Raw genomic sequence first — 20,547 nt, forward strand, 5'->3', positions numbered from 1 at the left:
AGTTAGTGATTATTATTACCGGATTATTGAATTAATGAATTTAATGATCTTTTATCTTAACTCGTTAATTCAGTATCCGGTAACTAATTTATGCTTTGAGTTTAAACCCATCAGGATAATCCCTTTGGATATATTTATTAACATCGTCAAAGTTGGTAACCTTCATGGCCTGGTTATCCCACAATAATTTTACCTGGCCGCCATTAAGGTCATGACCACGTACAGCAAGGTTAGCCATCAGCAACGCTTCGGTAAGCGGACCAGCCTTATCAAATGATGAGCTTAGTTCTGTTTTACCGTACCCTGCAAGGCAACCTTCAACCCATTGCGCGTAATGGCCTTCGGCACCACCGGGTACCCGTTTCCATTTTTGAGGCGCGTTAGCGCTTTTGGTAAGTGCTTTAGGCAATAAGGTTGCCGCATCAGAATAAGTGCTGGCATACATTTTACCTTTTGTACCGATGAAAAGAGTACCATTACCTTCTTCACCGCCAAATTTTTCACTTGCCAGTAATTCATTAGGTCTTTCGGGTTGAATACCACCATCCATCCAGTGCATGGTAATATCACCTTTGGTTTTATCGGTTTTAGGGAACGTTAAGGTAATGTGGCTTGACGGAGGGCAGCTTTCAGGGAAATGACCTTGTTTAAATTCATCTACATAAACACTGCCTACACTGGCCTGTACATCCTTAACATATTGCAACCCAAGTACACGGAACGGAGCTTCAACCAGGTGGCAGCCCATATCGCCAAGAGCGCCGGTTCCATAATCCCACCATCCGCGCCAGTTAAACGGCACCAGCTTATCAACGTAATCCTTTTTAGGTGCTGTACCCAGCCACAGGTTCCAATCCAGTTCTTTAGGGATCTCTGTTGCTGGCGACGGCCATGCAATACCCTGCGGCCATACCGGGCGGTTTGTCCAGCAGTAAACGGTATGTACATCACCTATCAGGTCGGCATCATACCATTCAGACATGAGGCGGGTACCGTCATTTGATGCACCCTGGTTTCCCATTTGCGTAACTACTTTATATTTTTTGGCAGCTTCTGTTAATAAACGGGCTTCCCAGATATCATGCGTAAGTGGTTTTTGCACATAAACGTGTTTACCCAACTGCATGGCGTGGTAAGTAATAATGGCGTGGTTATGATCTGGTGTTGATACAGATACCGCGTCAAAATGCTTTGACTCTTTATCAAACATTTCGCGCCAATCTTTATAATATTTGGCCTTAGGGAATTTTGCACGTGAATTAGCCGATCTTCTATCGTCTACATCACATAAGAAAGCAATCTCTGCTTTCCCGCTTTTATAAAAGTTGGCAATATCGCTCTGGCCCTTACCGCCCGCGCCAACACCTGCAATGAGCAAGCGATCGCTTGGTGCGATAAAACCTTTGCCGCCCAGTACAAACCGTGGAACGATCATGAAACTTGCCGCGGCAATTGTACTGTTTTTAAGAAACTCCCGTCTTGATGGATTAGGTGTGCTTTTGTCCTGTTCTTCAGTCATTGGTTTATTGTATTTTGATATCAGGTTTATTTAGATCTCGTTCTTTTTTAAAGCTTTTACTGCATAATCTGCTGCACGTGCAGTCATAGCCATATAGGTAAGAGACGGATTTTGACATGCGGCCGAAGTCATGAACGAACCATCGGTCACAAACACATTTTTAGCATCCCATACCTGGTTCCACTCATTCAATACTGATGTTTTAGGATCACGGCCCATGCGTGCAGTACCCATTTCATGAATACCCCTGCCCAAAAAAGGATTTGCACTGTGGGTTTGTACATCCTTAACGCCTACCGCTTCCAGCATCTCTTTGGCATCGTTTTCCATATCAATCCGCATCTTTTTCTCGTTATCCTTCAACTCGGCATCAATGGCCAAAACGGGCAGCCCCCATTTATCTTTTTTGGTTTTATCAAGTGTAACCTTATTTTCATGATATGGCAATGTTTCGCCAAAACCGCCCATACCCACTTGCCATGAACCTGGCTCGGTGAGTGCATCTTTATATGCACCGCCTATATTTAGCTCGGCAATATCGCGGCCCCAATTTTCGCGGCTTGCAGCTCCCTGGTAACCAAAACCACGTATATAATCGCGTTTTTCGCCATTCAGGTTGCGGTAACGCGGTATATAGAAACCGTTTGCACGCCTGCCGAAATAGTATTTATCCTCATAACCGTCAAAACGACCTGAAGCGCCCACGCCCAGGTGATGATCCATCAGGTTATGACCAAGCTCGCCGCTGCTGCTGCCTAAACCACCTTCCCAAACATCAGTAGCCGAGTTCATTAACACCCAGGCCGAGTTAAGCGTTGACGCGTTTAAGAAAACTATCTTAGCAAAGTACTCATAGGTTTTATTGGTTTCGGCGTCAAGGATCTCAACACCTTTGGCTTTTTTAGTATCCTTATCGTACAATATTTTAGTAACGATTGACCATGGGCGAACTGTTAAATTACCTGTAGCCATAGCTGCCGGCAACGTTGCGGATTGGGTACTGAAATAAGCCCCGAACGGACAGCCCAGCCAGCATTTATTGCGGTACTGGCAATTTGTACGATTGTTATGCGGAACAGTAATATTGGCTGTACGGCCAATTATCATATTCCTTGCTTCTTTATAATATTCCTTTAACCGCTTGGATACATCTTTTTCTACGCAGTTCATTTCCATTGGCGGCATAAAGTCGCCATCGGGTAAAATGGCCAAACCATCTTTGTTACCTGATATACCTGCAAATTTCTCTGCATAACTATACCATGGCGCAACATCTTTATAACGGATAGGCCAGTCAACAGCTATTCCATCCCTTAAGTTGGCTTCAAAATCAACATCGGCCCAACGGTATGATTGTCTGCCCCACATTAATGAGCGGCCGCCAACGTGATAGCCCCTAAACCAGTCGAATCTTTTGATCTCGGTATACGGACTGTCTTTATCACTCGCCCAATAATCCAGATTGGTTTCGTTTAATGGATAGTCACGTTTTAATACCGGGTAGTCGTCGATCATTTTCTGTGTACGACCTCCCCTGTGCGGAAATTCCCACGGTGCTTTGTTGGCATTCACATAATCTTTTATGTGCTCAATATTACGACCACGCTCCAGCATGATGGTTTTTAAACCCTTTTCTGTTAATTCTTTGGCAGCCCACCCGCCTGAAATTCCTGAGCCAATGACTATCGCGTCATAAGTGTTTGCAGACATATTTATTCGGTTAAATGGTTTTGTTTAGTACTTGGTTACATCGTTAAATGTATGAATAAAAATTATTTTACAAATATTTCATGGTGTTTTTTTTACACTTTGCCTCGCCTGCCTTTAACTACCGGCTACGGAGTTTAAAGCCAAGCAAAAGCTAACATTCAGATTTTCAGTATATGACTCCAAACTTAGCCTTGCAAGGTCCATTATTATATGTTCCCTTTATTCATTTCGCTAACGGCGTGATCAACCGCCCGCGCCGTTAAAGCCATATATGTTAATGATGGGTTTTGGCATGATGTTGAGGTCATGCAGGCTCCATCTGTTACAAAAACATTATTAACGGCATGCAGCTGGTTCCATTTATTAAGTACCGATGTTTTAGGATCATTACCCATACGTGCGCCGCCCATCTCGTGGATATCCAAACCGGGTGCCCGGTGGTCGCTTTCGGCCTTAATATTGGTAAAGCCCGCGCTGGTAAACATTTCTGTTAACTGCTCAATGTAATCCTTCTTCATCTTTTCGTCGTTATCATCATAGTCCACCGATATCTTCAACAAAGGCACACCCCAGTCATCTTTTAATTTGGCATCAAGCGCTACGTAGCTGGCTTCTTTAGGTATGGTTTCGCCCATCATATGCGAACCTACCGACCAGGGCCCCAGGTTATCTTTCACAAGATTTTCTTTAAGACTGCCGCCTACGCCATCCCAGCTGCGCTGCTGGCGCCTGTAAGCACTAAAGCCCGACGCATAGCCCCGCAAAAAGTCTGTTTCCTGTTTATGTATGTTTCTGAACCGCGGGATATAGCCCCCGCCAGCCGGGTTACGCCCGTCAGTTGTCCACTCCAATAAACCATCATATTGGGCACTGATGTGTGCCGAGTAATTGTGAAAAGCAACATATTTACCTAATACACCACTGTCATTCCCTAATCCATTAGGGAAACGGTGTGAGGTTGAGTTTAACAAGATCAGGTTGGTGTTCAATGCGGCAGCATTTACAAAAATGATGTTGGCAAAGTATTCAATAGTTTCTTTGGTGTTGGTATCAACAATACGTACACCGGTAGCTTTTCCTTTCTTTTCATCGTAAATAATGGATTGTACTACGGAAAACGGCCTTAATGTTAAATTGCCTGATTTTAATGCCCAGGGTATGGTTGACGAGTTAGCGCTGAAATAACCTCCAAACGGACAGCCCCGCTGGCAAAGGATACGTTCCTGACATTGTGCCCTGCCCTGATCAAGGTGGATTTGGTTGGGTTTTGACAAATGCGCGCAACGTGCACTGATAACGTGCCTGCCATATTTATTTTTAACGTGTTTACTGAAATACGATTCGACACTGTTTAACGGAAAAGCAGGCAGAAACTCGCCATCGGGCAGTTCGGCTAAACCGTCCTTATTGCCTGATATACCTGCAAATTTCTCCACGTAACTGTACCATGGCGCGATATCCTTGTAACGGATAGGCCAATCAACAGCAAAGCCATCACGTGACGGGCCTTCAAAATCAAAGTCGCTCCAGCGTTGTGTTTGCCGGGCCCACAGTAATGATTTGCCCCCTACCTGGTAACCCCGTATCCAATCAAACGGTTTATCCTGTACATAAGGATGCTCTTTATCTTTTACAAAAAAATGGGCAGCATCTTCATGAAAGGCATAACAGCGGTTCACAATAGGATTAGCTTCCTGAACAGCCATTGGCATTTCGCCACGGTGCTCAAACTCCCAGGGGTACATATTGGTTGTGGGATAATCTTTAATGTGTTTTACGTCGCGCCCCCGCTCAAGCATAAGGGTTTTAAGTCCTTTTCCGGTAAGCTCCTTAGCAGCCCAGCCACCACTCATTCCCGAACCAATTACTATAGCGTCAAAAGTACGGTCCTTAACGCTATCAATATTTAAATTAGCCATGTTTATACTGCTTGCTTTTTCTTAACCGGGTAAAACGCGTTGTACCTGCCCGGTACCAACTCATAAACCACCTGTTTGGTCATAAAATATTTTGAGGTGGTATAACCGTTAACTGTTTGACCTTTAACTATACCATAAAAAGTTTTCAATTTGGCAGGATAAGCGGTGCTTTTAGCGTCCTTACCATCCTGCTCAATACTCAGAAGCGTTTGTTCGCGCTGTTTTACGTTACATTGGCTAAATGAAACGCTGTAACGTTTTTTAACCAGATCATTAAACTGTTCCATACCGGTCATAAAATCCTGCTGATCCTTCTTGGTACAGCAATCATCAACCATTTTCAACACAAATAAGTGTAATTGCAGGTCTTTTGCACCCGGTGTATTTGTTTTGGGTATAATGGTTTCAGCCATGTCGCCTATCAGCTTTTCCTGGTCGGCATTAATGTCAATATTTTTAAGCTTTACTGATGCCTGGCCACTGTCATGCACGCAGGATGGCAATAACGCGGCTCCTCCAATAATTAAAGCCAGGTTCTTTATGGCTGTGCGCCTATGCATATTGGTAAATGGTTTTAGCACTTTTTATTAAAGAGTGTATACGATTAATTGCGTACAAGTATGTTTTTGTTAACAAGTGTAGTTTGGTAAATAACAGATTTTCAAACTTAATAATTTCGGTCGCTTTAAAAGAGTAACGCGGCAATTTATTTCTATACTCCGAAAGTTACCCTAATATTATCAATAACCCCATTTTTTCATGATTTGTAAATCAATTTTTACACAATCAACCGGGTCTTTGCCCTGGTAGGCTTCCTGTTCAATAATAAACAGTACGGTGCCGCCTTTTTTGCTTGCAGCCCTGACAATCTGTTTAACAGGCAATACACCTGCACCCAGTATAGTACTTTCGGTATCATCGCCATCGCTTTTAACAGGTACTTTGATCTCATCCTTCACGTGCAATGATTCAAAGCGGCCCGGATATTTTTCAATAAAGTCAAGCGCTACGCCACCGGTACTGTACATATTGCCAATATCCATTTGCTGGGCCACCAGCGCCGGATCGGTATTTTGGATTATAAAATCATACAGGGTAATATCACCCACCTTGGTGCTGATCTCAAAGTTGTGGTTATGGTACCCAAATTTCATTGCCGATTTTTTGCACAACTCACCGCATTTATTAAACTGATCCATAAAGCGCTTTAGGGCGTCGGTATCATGGCGCAGGCTTTCGTCAAGCCAGGGGCTTATTACATATTTTTGCCCCACTGTAGCTGCATCCTCAATGGTATATTTCCAGGCGTCGGTAAAATCGTTTTTGGCAGCATCCCAATGCTGGGCTGTCATTACGGTATGGCCGCTTGGCATTTTCAATTCCAGATCCGTTAAAACCTTTTTAAACTCCTTAGCTGTATAACCATAAAACTTACGGTCAACATAGTTGGCATGCTCTACATGGTTATAGCCGGCATCCGCTAGTTTTTTAAGTGTTCCCTTCGGATCAACCTTCATGGCATCACGCACACTGTAAAGCTGTACCCCTACTCGCTGAAGGCGCTTTTCTGTGGCCAATAAATTATCGGGCAATAGGGCCGCACCTGCTATTGCTATGGCGCTGGTTTTTAAAAATGATCTGCGAGAGTTTTGCATGGTATTTATTTAAAAATTGTTAAAAAATTCATGAACATTAAACAGCTATTTACTCATTGGAAATACAGGGAACAACAATTGCGAATTACTAACAAACGCAATGTGCTTACTATCCGGCGACCATGACGGCGTATTGATAGTTCCTTGTCCGCCATACAGGTAGGCTACTACTTTTGAAGGGCCGCCACCTGCAGGCATCATCCTTATAAATACATGTTTATAAAACGGATGGTCGCCAGGCTCAACTTCATTTTTTAGAAAAGTGATATAAACTATCCATTTGCCATCGGGTGATATGTGCGGAAACCAGTTATTATGATCGTCGTTGGTGATCTGGGTTTGCTCGCTGCCGTCGGCTTTCATACGCCAGATCTGCATTAAACCATTGCGTGCCGAATTAAAGTAGATGTATTTACCATCCGGTGTGTACTCGGGGCCATCGTCAAGGCCGGGGCTGGTGGTAAGCCTTTTTTCGGGGCCGCCTCCTGATGGGATCCGGTATACGTCAAACTCTTTATTGCGTTCGCCGCAAAATACAATGTATTTATTATCAGGCGACCAGCCATGCATATAGCTGGCACCAACACCAACTGCCGATACCCGTTTCGCGGTTCCGCCGGTAACGGGCACTGTATAGCCAATTGACGGGCCACCGTCGCCACTGCTTATTGCCAGCATTTTGCCGTTAAATGACAGTACATGGTCGTTATTGTTATTTTTTGCGGGACTGGTATTTAAAACAGCGGGCGTGTTGGTTTTAAGATCAAACTTGTACAATGATCCTTCACTGTTATAAATAAGCGATTTACCATCCTTCATCCAGTTTGGTGCCTGTAATGATTTTGGCGACTGATAAATAACGGTACTGTTTTGTGTAGCCAGGTCAAGCAGTTCAATACTGCTGCCCAGGTATTCTTTATACGGAACCAGCGACGCAGGCGCAGGTACCACGATGCGTACATTGTTAAAAACTGCCTTCTCGGTTACATCCGCATTGTGTGAGCAGATGAAAATACCTACATAAACCTCATCGCCCAGGTCAAGATCACTCATCTCCTCACTCACAAACATATCGCCTTTGCGCGCTACCGACATGGTATAGGTATTCCCTTTTCTTTCCAGTTGAATAACGCCCGCCCCGGTGATACCTGATTTTTTTTCTTCAGTGATACCGCCGGTTGTTTTTCGGTATTGCAATGATGTAAGGCCATCGCCATGAACCACCGCATTGATATGTTTTGAGCCCGAGTCGAGCGAGCTACGTATCATTAACCCTATTTTACGATGATCCTCAACGCCTTTGCCTATAAAAGCTGCATTGGTGCGTAGTATAAAGTCGCCTTTCATGCGCTTCCATACAAAATGGAAAGCATCACTTTTGGCCCATATATTAGCACCCGATCCTTCCAACTGGTACTGCTGCAATTTGGGATCATAGAGCGCACTGCCTTTGTGCTTTACTGTGCCCACATCCGTTTGGGCATCAAATATACCCGGGCCGGCGGCTTGCGCATTTGCTTTTTGATGAAGAGTGACAACACATGACAGGCAAAAAAATAAACAAAGTATTTTAGTACACATGGTTCGGGTGTTTAAGGTACACTATAATCGGTTTACTAAGTTATAAATTACATTCGTAAATAAAATAGTACTTTTTTACCAATAACACATATTTTAAACGACACCTTATGCCTGTTTTAACAAAAAAGGAGCGATAATTTAAGTTATCCCTCCTTTTTAAATACTATAATCTAAATGAGTTTACTTGGCTCTCACCAACGCCGGTTTAACCTTGGCGTAATTGAGGCTCGGCTCAATAATGGCTTCCTTACTGCAATATTCAAGAAGGAATTGCTTTTTTGAATCGCGGTAGGAGCTTACTGCCCCAATCATACTTAAAAACTTAATATAGCACCAGGCCAAATCTAACTGGTGCGATTTAAAACCTGAGCGCGCGCTTTTGGGGAACAGGTGATGGTTATTATGCCACTCGCCGGCAACATAACCGGGCCATAGCTGATTTATGGACATATCTTCGCGGTTATGATCAATACCCTCACGCCGTTTATCCTGCCCTTTGCCATGGCCTTCATAATTAAAGGTTCGTACGCCCACAGCCCAGATACCGGCAGAGCCAAAAACAGCACAGGCCAGCGCCATGCCTCCTAATAAATAAAATGCCAGGAACCAAAAACCCCAGTTTAGTATAATGCCTGCAATGGTGCGATACGGATTAGCGATAGTTCCCCATTTTTGATATTGTTTGAAAGAGTTTGGCGTAACACCAACATGTTTCATGAGGTTAACGCATTTTTTATAGCAGGCCTCGTCCATATTGCGGGCAATTGGCTGGTGGTTTACATCGGCCAGAAAACAATACATAAAACCGCCCTGCGCGTTATACGGATCGCCAGGCTGATCAGACAAGGCGTGGTGCACGTGGTGCGATACAGCGTAAATTTCTTCGGGGATGATTTTGAGGGTAAGGTTTTGCGTAAAAAACCGCCAAAACTTGTTGCTGAATGTATATGCGCCATGCGTACAATACCTATGGTGCCAAATGGTACCATGAGTACCCATAATGATCATGCTATAAACAAAAGCAACTATTAAACCCGTAATACTAAAATATTTAAATATAAACAGGCCTAAAAATGGCACCAACGCCAGCACTAAAAACCAGCTCAGGAATGACAGCCAGTTCTTTTTATCTTTGAATACATTCAGTCTTGAAAAAAATTCTTTTACAATTCTGCCATTGCTGGGTCTCGACAGGTTTCCGTCCTCATCCGTCCAGCCGTAGGAAGGTGGTTCAAGCACTGATTTTAAAAATGCCATTAAGTTTTTGGGGTTAATAGTTAAAAAAAGGGAGTAGTTTATTTGTTCACAATGTAGTGATATAATATCACCAAATTGTCATTTTATAAAGAAATAATATAAGGAGTTGCCCAATCTCTGCAAAAGCTTAAACCCTTTAGGAATAACCCTTTGAGCTACGATTTATAATTGACTGATTGTTATGGCAATATGAATATATTTTGTCAGAAAAGGTTTTGTCCTTCCATTGTTGCAGGTTAATTTTGTGTAAAATGCACAGCGTATTAAACTTAATGCTCATAGTTAAAACTCTGAACCATGCAATTTATTTCACGCAATGTCAAATAAATGTCAGAAAAACAAGAAAGCATAGCCATAAATGCGTTTCAGGGACATTATGAAAACCGGTCAAGAAGCTAATTTTAGGACTCGGCGTATTTTTTAAAAGAATCAAGTACTGCCTGGCAAAAATCTTTTTGCATATTGACAGGCATAGTGCTTTCGGCTTCAAACATCTCCGTTATTTTAACGGGACCGTCGGCTGTAAAAGTAATAGTTGTTTTTCGGCCGTCATCTAAAGTATAACTGATCAGCTTATTGATTTTCACTTCGTCATAAGTACCGGCAAAATCAAAGCTGAAGCTTCCGTCTTTTAACCCCATAACAAACAAGAAGCGGCCGCCCGCGCGCAAATCATTTTCTACTTTTGGGGTATGCCACTCATCAGATGTATTGTTCCATCGCATAATGTCGGCTGGGGTGTTCCATAATTTCCAAACTTTTTCAATTGGCGCGTTCACTTCGGTTTCAGCAGTGATGATGGTCTTATCTGTTTTACTCATGACAGTAATTGTATAGAACAAATTTAATCCGGAACCCTGTAACCAAGAAGGGTAAAAACGACAATTTCGGGGTTGTTTGCGACAAGACGATGTTGATTTTCAAGCTTCCTAAAACATATCCTAACTGGTTGTCGTGTATATTAGCGGGATGATAAGCTTAGACCATAGAACGTTTGAGGCCTGAAAAAGATGATACAAAAAAGGGCTGGTGTGGCCGCGTTGGAAGCTATAGAAGTTCTTGATACCCTTTGACATCAATTTGATCTAATAATTCACCTAAGGTTGTTTTATCAGAATTCCTAAAAAAATATATATAAGATGAATTACCTTTAGATTTAAAGGACACTTTGATTAGCTTTCTTTCTTTTTTAACTGAAAAATTATACATAAATTTCACATTTACAATATCAACAATTGAAATAGATTGAGATTTATCGCCGAAATAGTTTTTTAATATCAGACTGTCTCCACTGTAATATACTTTCTTATTATGAAACCATACAATCCATCGATTTATTGTAAAAATGGCTAATACAGCATAGGATACATTTACAACACTATCGGAAAAATTATTTTTCCAAAAAAACCCAATAAATGCGGCTATAAGTACCGGACCTACGATTAAACCTATCAAAGATTTATAGTATAGTTTATCAGACGATAATTCTTTCATGTTATTAATGTCACCATTAAAACCAACTTGCTGTGGCTTTAATTTATGAAAGGAAAAAATCAGATCCTTGTAATCCAGGAGATTCTCGTTTTCCAAGTAATGAATTGGGCCCGTAGCTGCTGTCTTTATATTGCTTCTCGCTGGTAGTGAATATACATAAAAAGCCCGCCATTTACATAGCAGGCTTTTAATTTATGCAATCGGCACCCGCTTAGTGAGCGTGGTGACCATCCGGACCATGTGCATGGCCATGTGACAATTCTTCGGGAGTTGCAGGGCGTACGTTGAGTATACTGCCTTTAAAATGCAATTCCTGACCAGCCATAGGGTGGTTAAGGTCAACAATAACGGCATCTTCTGCAACAGACACCACCTGTGCCTGAAAACGGTTGCCATTATTATCCTGTAAAGGTAATATACTGCCAATTTCGGGCATCTCTTGTCCCTGGAACATTTCTTTAGGCAGGTTGGCTACGGCTTCTTCATCATATTCGCCGTAAGCGTCCTGCGCCGAAAGGCGAAATTCGTAAACATCGCCGGTTGACAACGTGCTCAGGTTTTCTTCAAATTTTGGCAACATCTGGCCGGCTCCAAATAAAAAGGTCAGCGGTTGTTCTTGAGTGGCACTTTCTGTTAAAGTTTCAGTACCGTCCTGGTCAACATACAAATCGTAAGTTAATGACACTACGTGCTTTGGTTCAATCTTCATTGTAAAGTATTTTATAAATAAGCAATCAGGCCGTAATTTGTTTTAAAGCATCGGCCGTGTTATCAGCAGGTAATCCGCAGGTTTTATCTTTACAAACAAAAATTTGTGTTGATTTACCAAACTTATCCTGCAACAAAGGTAAACTTCCTTTTTTACCACCCAATATTATTTTATTGGGGATGTAATTATTTTCCATTTCCTTTCGCACAGTTTCGGCATCGTCACCTGTTATCGCAATTTCATATGTACCAAACACTTCATCAAGCAATAACATAGTCCAGTTTGAATATGCGGTACCATATTTAGCCAGTTGTGGCATAATATTACGTAACAGCTGCGCCGAAACCGCTGTATAGTTTTCATTATCAAAAAGCAAGCCCAATTTTTGCAGATTGCGGGCCATAACCGAATTGCTGGCAGGTATTACCCCATCCATAATTTCAGATTTGCGGGCTATCAGTTGTTCGTCGTCATCAGCTGTATAAAAAAATACGCCGCTCGCTGTGTCATAGTAGTGCGCTATGGCTGTATCAGTAAGCTTTTTAGCCTGTTGCAGCCATTCTTCATTAAAAGTTACTTCATACAAAGCTATCAGCGCATCTATAATGTTGGCATAATCATCTAAAAATGCTACCGGAGCATCGCTATCTGCCTTATTGCTATTATAAACTCGTGATAGTCTGCCATTTTGGCCTATTAGTTTATCTACAATGAAGTTTGCATTTTTGAGCGCCACATCCAAATAATTTGGTTTATTAAAGGCACGGTAAGCATCACACAGCCCCTTCAGCAACAAGCCATTCCATGAGGCCAGTATCTTATTATCCAATCCAGGCCTTATCCGGTGGCGGCGGGCTTCAAATACTTTTTTTCGCGATGCTTTTATTTGAGTTAACAGGTCATCAACTCCCAAACCTAATTTTTCAGCGAGTTGCTCATCCGTTTCCCGGCGGAATAAAACATTGGAATGCTCTTCTTCCCAGTTGCCATCCTCGGTAATATGATAATAAATACAAAACAGGTCCGCATCATCTCCTAATATCTGTTCAATTTCGTCCCTTGTAAAAATATAGAACTTACCTTCCACGCCTTCACTATCGGCATCAAGGGCCGAGTAAAAACCGAGATCGGCTGAAGCGAGCTCCGTAGTACAAAAATGAATAACCTCATCTACCACCCGTTCGTAAAGCGCGTCGGGCTGCCAGGTATAAGCTTCAGCGTACAGGCTGATGAGTTGGGCATTGTCATACAGCATTTTTTCAAAGTGTGGCACATGCCAGCGGCCATCAACCGAGTAACGGGCAAAACCACCGCCCACATGATCATAAATACCACCAAAAGCCATTTTATGCAAGGTGAGCTTTACCTGTTTAGCTACATCATCATCTTTCATTAAATGAGCATAGCGCATTAAAAGCTGCCAGTTATTTGGCTGAGGGAATTTGGGCGCGTTTCCCGTGCCCCCATCCTGCTTATCAAAGTATCGTTTCCAGTTATCAGCAATCAGCTCCAGGTCGGTTCTTGAGTATTCAGACTGATCTGCTATAAACTCTACCGATTCATATTTCCGGATGCCTTCTGTAAGGCGTACGGCATAATCTTCTGCTTCTTCGGGTTTCTGCTTATAAAAATCGGCCAGGTTAAATAACAATGATGCCCAATCGTTCTTTCGGAAATAGGTACCCCCATAAATAGGTCGCTGATCGGGCAGGCAGATGCAGTTAAGTGGCCAGCCGCCACGCCCGCTCATGAGTTGTACGGCGCTCATGTATATCTGGTCAACATCGGGCCGTTCTTCACGGTCAACCTTTATACAAACAAAGTATTCGTTCATTACGGCAGCCACACTTTCGTCCTCAAAGCTTTCGTGCTCCATTACGTGGCACCAGTGGCAGGCCGAGTAACCAATGCTTACCAATATCAGCTTATTTTCGGCTTTAGCTTTGTCAAGGGCCTCTTTCCCCCAGGGGTACCAGTTAACAGGATTGTTTGCATGCTGTAACAAATAGGGCGAAGTGGAATTGGCCAAACGGTTCATAAGTATATACTGTTTGTGTGCAAAAGTGCGGATATAATTGCACCTATTATATATACCGGGTTTATTTATAAAAGTTTTAAAGTAAGATGTTTTTTGCGAGGCGGGGAACCGACTCACCCCGGCTTTGCTCCGCTCGCCGACCCTCTCTTCGCCTGCGACGGGAAGAGGGTTGAGATTTTTTACAAACATATTTTTATGAACGCGGGTTAGACTCACCCCGGCTTTGCTTCGCTCGCCGACCCTCTCTTCGCCTGTGCGCAAAGAGGGTTGAGATTTTTTACAAACATATTTTTATGAACGCGGTTAGACTCACCCCGGCCTTGCTTCGCTCGCCGACCCTCTCTTCGCCTGTGGCGCAAAGAGGGTTGAGAAAAAGTCTTTTCTTTTATCTTTCCTTTATCCGGCTTCCGTCCCCTCTTTGCGGCGTAGCGATCCAGCGTAGCGCAGATCGGGTGAGTCTAATAGCCATCCTACTAAGTAATATTTGTATTACCTACGGCTAAAAAGTGAGCGAATTTCACTTATCTGCAATCACTTAAGTACACAAATTACCAAACTCACAAATTATTTTGGTTTCTTTGCGCCTTTATTATTAAAAACTCAAATGCGCTATTTTAAACTGATCGACCTTTTATGCGCACTGGGCTTAATGGCCGGTGCAATACCCGTGGCAGCGCAAACTGCCGATACTTCAAAATACAACCACCAGGATGTGTTTGGCCCCATGACCTGGCCTGTTACCGGCGAAAATACCCGCTCTGCCGGTGGACAGCCATCTCCAAACTACTGGCAAAACCGTGCCGACTACCAGATCAAAGCTACCCTTAATGAGGGCCGTGACACTACTATAAATGGTGAGGTAACTATCACCTATACCAACAACAGCCCCGATAAGCTTGATTATTTATGGCTGCAGCTTGACCAAAACCTGTTCAGGCCAGATTCACGCGGGGCTGCCACCACCCCTGTGACAGGCGATAGGTTTGATGTCCGCGGGTTTAGCCGCGGCGGATATCATATTGGTACTGTTACGGTTACCTGCAAAGGCGAAACCTATACAGCAACTCCTGTAATAACCGATGCCCGTATGCAGTTGCGTTTAAATACACCGCTTGACGGCAAAGGCGAAAAGATACAGATCAAGATCAATTATGATTTTGCCATCCCTTTTTATGGCGCCGACCGCATGGGACGCAAAAAATTCAAACAGGGCTATGTATATGAAATTGCCCAATGGTACCCCCGCATGTGCGTGTACGATGATGTAGAAGGATGGAACACCCTGCCTTACATGGGCCTGGGCGAGTTTTACTGCGAATACGGCAATTTTGATTATTACATAACCGCTCCTGCAGATATGATCGTGGTAGGCTCTGGCGACCTTCAAAACCCCGAAGAAGTGCTTAGTCCAACACAGATAAGCAGGCTTGCCAAAGCAAAAACCAGCGATAAAACCGAAATGATTATTAAGGCCAGCGAAGTGGGCAAAGCTGCAACGCGCCCGTTCAAAGGCACATTAACCTGGCACTTTAAAATGGAAAATAGTCGCGATATTGCCTGGGGCGCGTCGAACGCGTTTATATGGGATGCCGCTCAGGTTAATTTCCCATCGGGTCGTAAGGGTATCGCCATGTCGGCCTATCCCATCGAAAGTGCAGGTAACGATGCCTGGGGCCGCTCAACCGAGTACCTCAAACATAGCATGGAAATATACTCTAAAGGCTACTTTGAATATCCGTGGAACTCGGCCGTAAACGTATCAGGCGTTGCATTGGGTATGGAATATCCGGGCGCTATATTCTGCCTGAGCAACCTAAAAAAAGGCCAGCTTTGGGGGGATGTAACCCATGAGATAGGCCATAACTGGTTCCCGATGATCGTAGGGTCAAACGAGCGCAAATACATGTGGATGGACGAGGGCTTTAACACCTTCATTAATGAATACGCCAGCCAGCAGTTTAATAATGGCGAGTATAATGATACCACAAAACAGGCCCAAAACATACTCGCTTCTTTCAGGAACAGTAAAGACCCGCTCATGACCGCGCCCGAGGCCATTGGCTTAAATGATTATGGTCAGTATTACAATAAAACCGCCTTAGGTTTGAATATGCTACGCAACGTAGTACTGGGTCCCGAACGTTTTGATTACGCGTTTCGTGAATATATTAAACACTGGGCGTTTAAACATCCGCTGCCTTACGATCTTTTCAGGGCTATAAATGACGCGGCCGGCGAAGATTTAAACTGGTTTTGGAAGCCCTGGTTCTTTACCACCTGGAAACTTGACCAGGCCATCACTTCGGTTAAATATGTAAAAGACAACGCAGCCAACGGTGCCATGATCACCCTTACCAATAACGAAAAAATGGCTATGCCGGTTGATCTGAAAATTACACAGGCCAATGGTAAGACCGAGATCATACACCTGCCGGTAAATATTTGGCAGCGCAGCGGCACGTGGACGTTCAAATATCCGTCTGTTTCAGCAATCAAAACCATCGTGATAGATCCTGCGCATGAACTGCCCGATATTAACCTGAAAAACAATATTTACAAAAGCGAATAGTTATTAGCTTAAAGAATTTTAAAATAGCGATGGGACGAATGTCCCATCGCTATTTTTTTATGTCCTGAATTTGAATTAACTATGTGCTTATAAATCAGCTTCGAGTTGTACAAACCTAACCTTACATATGGAACGTAAAACGTTAATACCTGATGATTTAAGAACAATAAGTTGGTTTAATAACACCATTATTGATTGGGCAAATAGCGGAAACGTATATTTTCCAAATGGAGAAGTAAAAACTTTAGGGCAATATAATTTCGCACTTAATTTCAATGGAGCCATCATGTCGTCAAATGGTAAATACGCTTTTATTTACCAAAGATTTGGTACCAAAGGGCTATTGTTAAAAGAGGGTGAACTTCTCAGGGAGATTAATCGATCCTACTATTACGCTGATGTTTATGAATATCCGGCCGCTTTTACTACAGTGAACGAGATTACCTATCTTATTCATTGTCCGGTAAAATACTGTCAACTTGATTTTGAAAATGTTGAAACAGGCGAAATAATAACAAATATAAATACAAGAAACCCAGAATCAGAAGATGTATTTCATTCAAGATTAGAAATAAGCCCTGATAATACTTTTTTAATCAGCAAAGGCTGGGTATGGCATCCTTTGGATGTTATACGAGTTTTTAATATAAACGATTGTATATTAAATCCAGCCCTTCTTGACAAACCAGGTTTATATCCAAATGTAAGTGCTGAAATCTGTACAGCCAGTTTTATAAATAATACAAAGGTGCTTATAGGTTCATCTGCTGAGACTATAGATGACGAAGATCTTCGTTTACCGCCGAAACATATAGCGGTATGGGATTTGGAAAATAATCACATTTCAAAACCAATAAAAGTAAAGGGAGATTTCGGAAACCTTTTTACAATAAATGATGATTGGGCCTGGGACACATTGTCATTTCCTAAAATTATAAATATCCACACTGGTGAGATTATCGATAAAAATGAAATTATTGATAGCGGGATACAGAATTCTTCGATAATTCAGCAATACGATAGGTTACCTCAAATTATCTTTAACCGGCATACGAAACAATTAGCCATCGCCCACCAAGGAAAAATTGAAATACTTACACCTTAGTATTTATTTCGCCAACTTTATGAAAAGCCATTTTCCTGAATCTTTTAACAGCCATTTTTTGTTTGGCTTAAGAGCACTTAACAAGTGAAGCGCCCGATCATTCGCCATAACCACACTATTTGATTTTGCCTCGTTGTTATTTTTTGTATTAAGCTTAGTTTATGCCTAATATTATAACAAACTTTAAACTAAATCTTTATGGCAGCATTAAGGCAGCTTATTTCAGTTATAATACTTACGCTAATTTTACCGGTAACCGCTTTATCCCAGGCAACCCATAAGCTGAGGGTGTTGGTGCTAACCGATATTGAAGCCGATCCGGATGACTCACAATCCATGATTCGTTTTTTGACCTACAGTAACCAGTGGGACATTGAAGGCCTGATTGCCACTACCTCCATTCATCAAAAAACAAGGGTAGCGCCCGAAACTATCCATGAAATTTTAAATGCCTATAAAAAGGTTCAGCCTAATTTATTAAAACATGAAAAGGGCTACCCCACCTATGAACACCTGGCGCTTTTGGTAAAAAAAGGGCTGCCGGTTTACGGCATGGAGGGTGTTGGTAAAGATCATGACTCGGAAGGTTCTGAATGGATTATCCAAGCTTTGGAAAAACCCGACCCTCGCCCGGTTTGGATCTGCGCCTGGGGCGGCACTAATTGCCTGGCGCAGGCCCTCTGGAAAATTCAGCATACAAAAACTGCTGCACAGGCCCAGGCGCTGTATAAAAAAATAAAAGTTTATACCATATCTGACCAGGACGACTCTGGTCCGTGGATACGTAAAACCTTTCCCGATCTGTTTTTTATATGCAGCCCCGGCTATACCTACGGGCAGGCAACCTGGCTGGGTATGTCCTTTTCGTTTCCGGGCTCCAATGCGCAGGTGGTAAGTAACGAATGGCTCGCCAAAAACATACAGCAGGGCCATGGCCCGCTTGGTGCGGCTTACCCAGATGTTGCTTATGGCATGGAAGGCGATACCCCGTCATTTTTAGGGTTGATATCAAACGGGTTGAATGATCCCGAACATCCTGATTATGGCGGCTGGGGCGGCAGGTATGAATTTTATACGCCTGAGCTGTCAAAGGTCCCAGACCCCTTCGCGCGGCCCAACTGGCCCGTTACCCTACAGGAAACCCGTCCGCTATGGACAAATGCCGAAGATTCCGTTTACTCCGCATCTGATAAAAAAGGCTATAAAAGTATACAGACCACCATATGGCGCTGGCGGCAGGAATTTCAAAACGATTTTGCAGCGCGCATGGCCTGGACTACCAAAAGCTTCGCAGAAACCAATCATCCTCCCGTAGTCCGGTTAGCTCATGCAGATCATTTCACTGTAAAGTCGGGACAGCTGTTCCATTTGAATGCTAAAGGGACTTATGACCCCGACGGCGATTCGCTAAGCTATCTTTGGTTACAGTACCCGGAAGCAGGAACTTACAAGGGATTGGTTAGCTTTAAGCCTTATTCTTCAAACCTGTATGACCTGCCAGTCACCGCTCCGGTGGTTACCGCGGCACAAACAATTCATTTTATTTTAAAGGTTACTGACAAAGGTACGCCCGCGCTAACCAGGTACAAACGTGTTATTGTAACTGTATTACCCCAATGACAGTCCCGGTAAAAGTTTTTAGAACTTTTCAGAAAGTTTCCTTATATATGCCCCATATTTAAAAAATCTATTTCACCTTTATGATCATCGAACCCAGAATACGTGGCTTTATATGTTTAACAACACATCCAAAAGGCTGTGAACAAAACGTTATAAATCAGATCAATTACGTTAAATCAAAAAATAATCCCAAAGGCACGCAAAAAGCGCTCATCATTGGGGCATCAACAGGTTTCGGACTGGCTTCAAGGATCACCAGCGCGTTTGGATCGGGAGCCTCAACACTGGGCGTTTATTTTGAAAAACCGCCAGCTGCCGGCAAGCCCGCATCGGCAGGTTGGTATAATACCGCTGCTTTTGAAAAACAGGCGCACGAAGCAGGTTTGTATGCTAAAAGTATTAACGGCGACGCATTTTCTGACGAGATCAAACAAAAAACTATCGACCTGATCAAAGCTGATCTGGGCCAGGTTGACCTGGTGATATACAGCCTGGCCTCGCCTCGCCGTACCAATCCCAAAACAGGTATAACCCACAACTCTGTATTAAAACCCATTGGCGAAGTTTTTAGCAATAAAACGGTTGATTTTCATACGGGTGTGGTATCAGAAATTTCCATTAACCCCGCCAACGAGGAGGAAATTGCTAATACCGTAGCCGTAATGGGTGGCGAAGACTGGCAATTTTGGATAAACGACCTAAAAGCGGCCGGCGTGCTTGCCGATGGCGCTTTAACAGTTGCTTACTCTTACATTGGTCCTGCGGTTACCGAAAAAGTTTATCGTAAAGGCACAATAGGCCGCGCAAAAGATCACCTGGAAGCTACGGCGAAACATATCAGCGAACAACTAAAAGACATCAATGGCAAAGCGCTGGTATCAGTAAACAAAGCATTGGTAACACAGGCCAGCTCGGCCATTCCGGTTATACCGTTATATATTTCCCTGCTTTATAAGATCATGAAGGAAGAAGGTATACACGAAGGATGTATTGAGCAGATACAGCGTTTATTTGAACAACGTTTGTACACCGGCGGTGATATACCTACCGATGCCGAAGGCCGCGTTAGGGTTGACGACTGGGAGATGCGGGAGGATGTGCAGGCTAAAGTGGCCGAATTATGGCTGCAGTCGACTACTGAAACCCTCCCTCAACTGGGCGACCTGAAGGGTTACAGAGCTGATTTCATGAACCTTTTCGGCTTTGAAGTACCAGGAGTAAATTACCAGGAAGATGTCGACGAAATGGTAGCCATACCCGGATTAGTGGAATAAAACACTCCTTGCAATAGCCAAGTACCATACCGGGCTGTAGAATTACACGAAGCCTGGTAGAACAAATACCATATACATTTAAGCTAACCGTTCAAAC

General features: G+C 43.1%; 15 protein-coding genes. 4 read left to right on the forward strand and 11 right to left on the reverse strand.

The window, feature by feature from the left end; all coding sequences use genetic code 11:
- Positions 1-88 precede the first annotated feature (88 nt).
- The 11 genes from J2W55_RS20615 to J2W55_RS20665 all read right to left on the reverse strand — a co-directional run bounded on the left by J2W55_RS20615 (position 89) and on the right by J2W55_RS20665 (position 14,071).
- Positions 89-1,519 carry a Gfo/Idh/MocA family protein gene (locus tag J2W55_RS20615; protein ID WP_310100279.1) on the reverse strand — a complete coding sequence of 477 codons (1,431 nt, stop codon included), beginning with the start codon at positions 1,517-1,519 and terminating at the stop codon, positions 89-91.
- Positions 1,520-1,549: 30 nt separating this feature from the next.
- Positions 1,550-3,229, reverse strand: coding sequence for a GMC oxidoreductase (locus J2W55_RS20620; protein ID WP_310100282.1), 1,680 nt, complete (start codon positions 3,227-3,229; stop codon positions 1,550-1,552).
- 206 nt (positions 3,230-3,435) lie between these two features.
- Positions 3,436-5,148, reverse strand: a complete 1,713-nt coding sequence (locus tag J2W55_RS20625) for a GMC oxidoreductase (RefSeq protein WP_310100284.1) — start codon at positions 5,146-5,148, stop codon at positions 3,436-3,438.
- 2 nt (positions 5,149-5,150) lie between these two features.
- Positions 5,151-5,708 (reverse strand): gluconate 2-dehydrogenase subunit 3 family protein, encoded by a 558-nt coding sequence (locus J2W55_RS20630; RefSeq protein WP_310100287.1) that lies wholly within the window; start codon positions 5,706-5,708, stop codon positions 5,151-5,153.
- Positions 5,709-5,888: 180 nt separating this feature from the next.
- The gene (locus J2W55_RS20635; protein ID WP_310100290.1) at positions 5,889-6,803 is read right to left on the reverse strand and encodes a sugar phosphate isomerase/epimerase family protein; all 915 of its coding nucleotides are present in this window, start codon (positions 6,801-6,803) and stop codon (positions 5,889-5,891) included.
- 45 nt (positions 6,804-6,848) lie between these two features.
- Positions 6,849-8,384 (reverse strand): TolB family protein, encoded by a 1,536-nt coding sequence (locus J2W55_RS20640; protein WP_310100293.1) that lies wholly within the window; start codon positions 8,382-8,384, stop codon positions 6,849-6,851.
- 180 nt (positions 8,385-8,564) lie between these two features.
- A complete protein-coding gene (locus J2W55_RS20645) occupies positions 8,565-9,641 on the reverse strand; it encodes a fatty acid desaturase (protein ID WP_310100296.1) in 1,077 nt (358 codons plus the stop codon).
- Between the two features lie 401 nt (positions 9,642-10,042).
- Positions 10,043-10,462, reverse strand: a complete 420-nt coding sequence (locus J2W55_RS20650; protein WP_310100299.1) for an SRPBCC domain-containing protein — start codon at positions 10,460-10,462, stop codon at positions 10,043-10,045.
- A gap of 226 nt (positions 10,463-10,688) precedes the next feature.
- Positions 10,689-11,135: a hypothetical protein gene (locus J2W55_RS20655; RefSeq protein ID WP_310100302.1), complete on the reverse strand. Its 447-nt coding sequence runs from the start codon at positions 11,133-11,135 to the stop codon at positions 10,689-10,691.
- A 211-nt stretch (positions 11,136-11,346) separates the two neighbouring features.
- Positions 11,347-11,844, reverse strand: coding sequence for an FKBP-type peptidyl-prolyl cis-trans isomerase (locus tag J2W55_RS20660; RefSeq protein ID WP_310100304.1), 498 nt, complete (start codon positions 11,842-11,844; stop codon positions 11,347-11,349).
- 25 nt (positions 11,845-11,869) lie between these two features.
- On the reverse strand, positions 11,870-14,071 hold the full coding sequence (locus tag J2W55_RS20665) for a thioredoxin domain-containing protein (RefSeq protein ID WP_310100306.1): 2,202 nt from the start codon (positions 14,069-14,071) through the stop codon (positions 11,870-11,872).
- 415 nt (positions 14,072-14,486) lie between these two features.
- On the opposite strand from J2W55_RS20665, the gene J2W55_RS20670 reads away from it, so the two are divergent.
- The 4 genes from J2W55_RS20670 to fabV all read left to right on the forward strand — a co-directional run bounded on the left by J2W55_RS20670 (position 14,487) and on the right by fabV (position 20,450).
- Positions 14,487-16,451 carry a M1 family metallopeptidase gene (locus tag J2W55_RS20670; RefSeq protein ID WP_310100309.1) on the forward strand — a complete coding sequence of 655 codons (1,965 nt, stop codon included), beginning with the start codon at positions 14,487-14,489 and terminating at the stop codon, positions 16,449-16,451.
- A 127-nt stretch (positions 16,452-16,578) separates the two neighbouring features.
- A complete protein-coding gene (locus J2W55_RS20675; RefSeq protein WP_310100312.1) occupies positions 16,579-17,556 on the forward strand; it encodes a hypothetical protein in 978 nt (325 codons plus the stop codon).
- Positions 17,557-17,754: 198 nt separating this feature from the next.
- Positions 17,755-19,176, forward strand: coding sequence for a DUF1593 domain-containing protein (locus J2W55_RS20680; RefSeq protein WP_310100315.1), 1,422 nt, complete (start codon positions 17,755-17,757; stop codon positions 19,174-19,176).
- 80 nt (positions 19,177-19,256) lie between these two features.
- The gene (fabV, locus tag J2W55_RS20685) at positions 19,257-20,450 is read left to right on the forward strand and encodes an enoyl-ACP reductase FabV (RefSeq protein ID WP_310100319.1); all 1,194 of its coding nucleotides are present in this window, start codon (positions 19,257-19,259) and stop codon (positions 20,448-20,450) included.
- Positions 20,451-20,547 lie beyond the last annotated feature (97 nt).

This window comes from Mucilaginibacter pocheonensis (assembly GCF_031456535.1).
Taxonomy (GTDB): Bacteria; Bacteroidota; Bacteroidia; order Sphingobacteriales; family Sphingobacteriaceae; genus Mucilaginibacter; species Mucilaginibacter pocheonensis.

Excerpts from the sequence above, each read along its gene's own strand:
- J2W55_RS20655 (WP_310100302.1), bottom strand. The coding sequence starts at position 11,135 with ATGAAAGAATTATCGTCTGATAAACTATACTATAAATCTTTGATAGGT.
- J2W55_RS20665 (WP_310100306.1), bottom strand. The coding sequence starts at position 14,071 with ATGTTTGTAAAAAATCTCAACCCTCTTCCCGTCGCAGGCGAAGAGAGG.
- J2W55_RS20625 (WP_310100284.1), bottom strand. The coding sequence starts at position 5,148 with ATGGCTAATTTAAATATTGATAGCGTTAAGGACCGTACTTTTGACGCT.
- J2W55_RS20635 (WP_310100290.1), bottom strand. The coding sequence starts at position 6,803 with ATGCAAAACTCTCGCAGATCATTTTTAAAAACCAGCGCCATAGCAATA.
- J2W55_RS20620 (WP_310100282.1), bottom strand. The coding sequence starts at position 3,229 with ATGTCTGCAAACACTTATGACGCGATAGTCATTGGCTCAGGAATTTCA.
- J2W55_RS20680 (WP_310100315.1), top strand. The coding sequence starts at position 17,755 with ATGGCAGCATTAAGGCAGCTTATTTCAGTTATAATACTTACGCTAATT.
- J2W55_RS20645 (WP_310100296.1), bottom strand. The coding sequence starts at position 9,641 with ATGGCATTTTTAAAATCAGTGCTTGAACCACCTTCCTACGGCTGGACG.
- J2W55_RS20660 (WP_310100304.1), bottom strand. The coding sequence starts at position 11,844 with ATGAAGATTGAACCAAAGCACGTAGTGTCATTAACTTACGATTTGTAT.
- fabV (WP_310100319.1), top strand. The coding sequence starts at position 19,257 with ATGATCATCGAACCCAGAATACGTGGCTTTATATGTTTAACAACACAT.
- J2W55_RS20640 (WP_310100293.1), bottom strand. The coding sequence starts at position 8,384 with ATGTGTACTAAAATACTTTGTTTATTTTTTTGCCTGTCATGTGTTGTC.
- J2W55_RS20630 (WP_310100287.1), bottom strand. The coding sequence starts at position 5,708 with ATGCATAGGCGCACAGCCATAAAGAACCTGGCTTTAATTATTGGAGGA.
- J2W55_RS20675 (WP_310100312.1), top strand. The coding sequence starts at position 16,579 with ATGGAACGTAAAACGTTAATACCTGATGATTTAAGAACAATAAGTTGG.
- J2W55_RS20670 (WP_310100309.1), top strand. The coding sequence starts at position 14,487 with ATGCGCTATTTTAAACTGATCGACCTTTTATGCGCACTGGGCTTAATG.
- J2W55_RS20650 (WP_310100299.1), bottom strand. The coding sequence starts at position 10,462 with ATGAGTAAAACAGATAAGACCATCATCACTGCTGAAACCGAAGTGAAC.
- J2W55_RS20615 (WP_310100279.1), bottom strand. The coding sequence starts at position 1,519 with ATGACTGAAGAACAGGACAAAAGCACACCTAATCCATCAAGACGGGAG.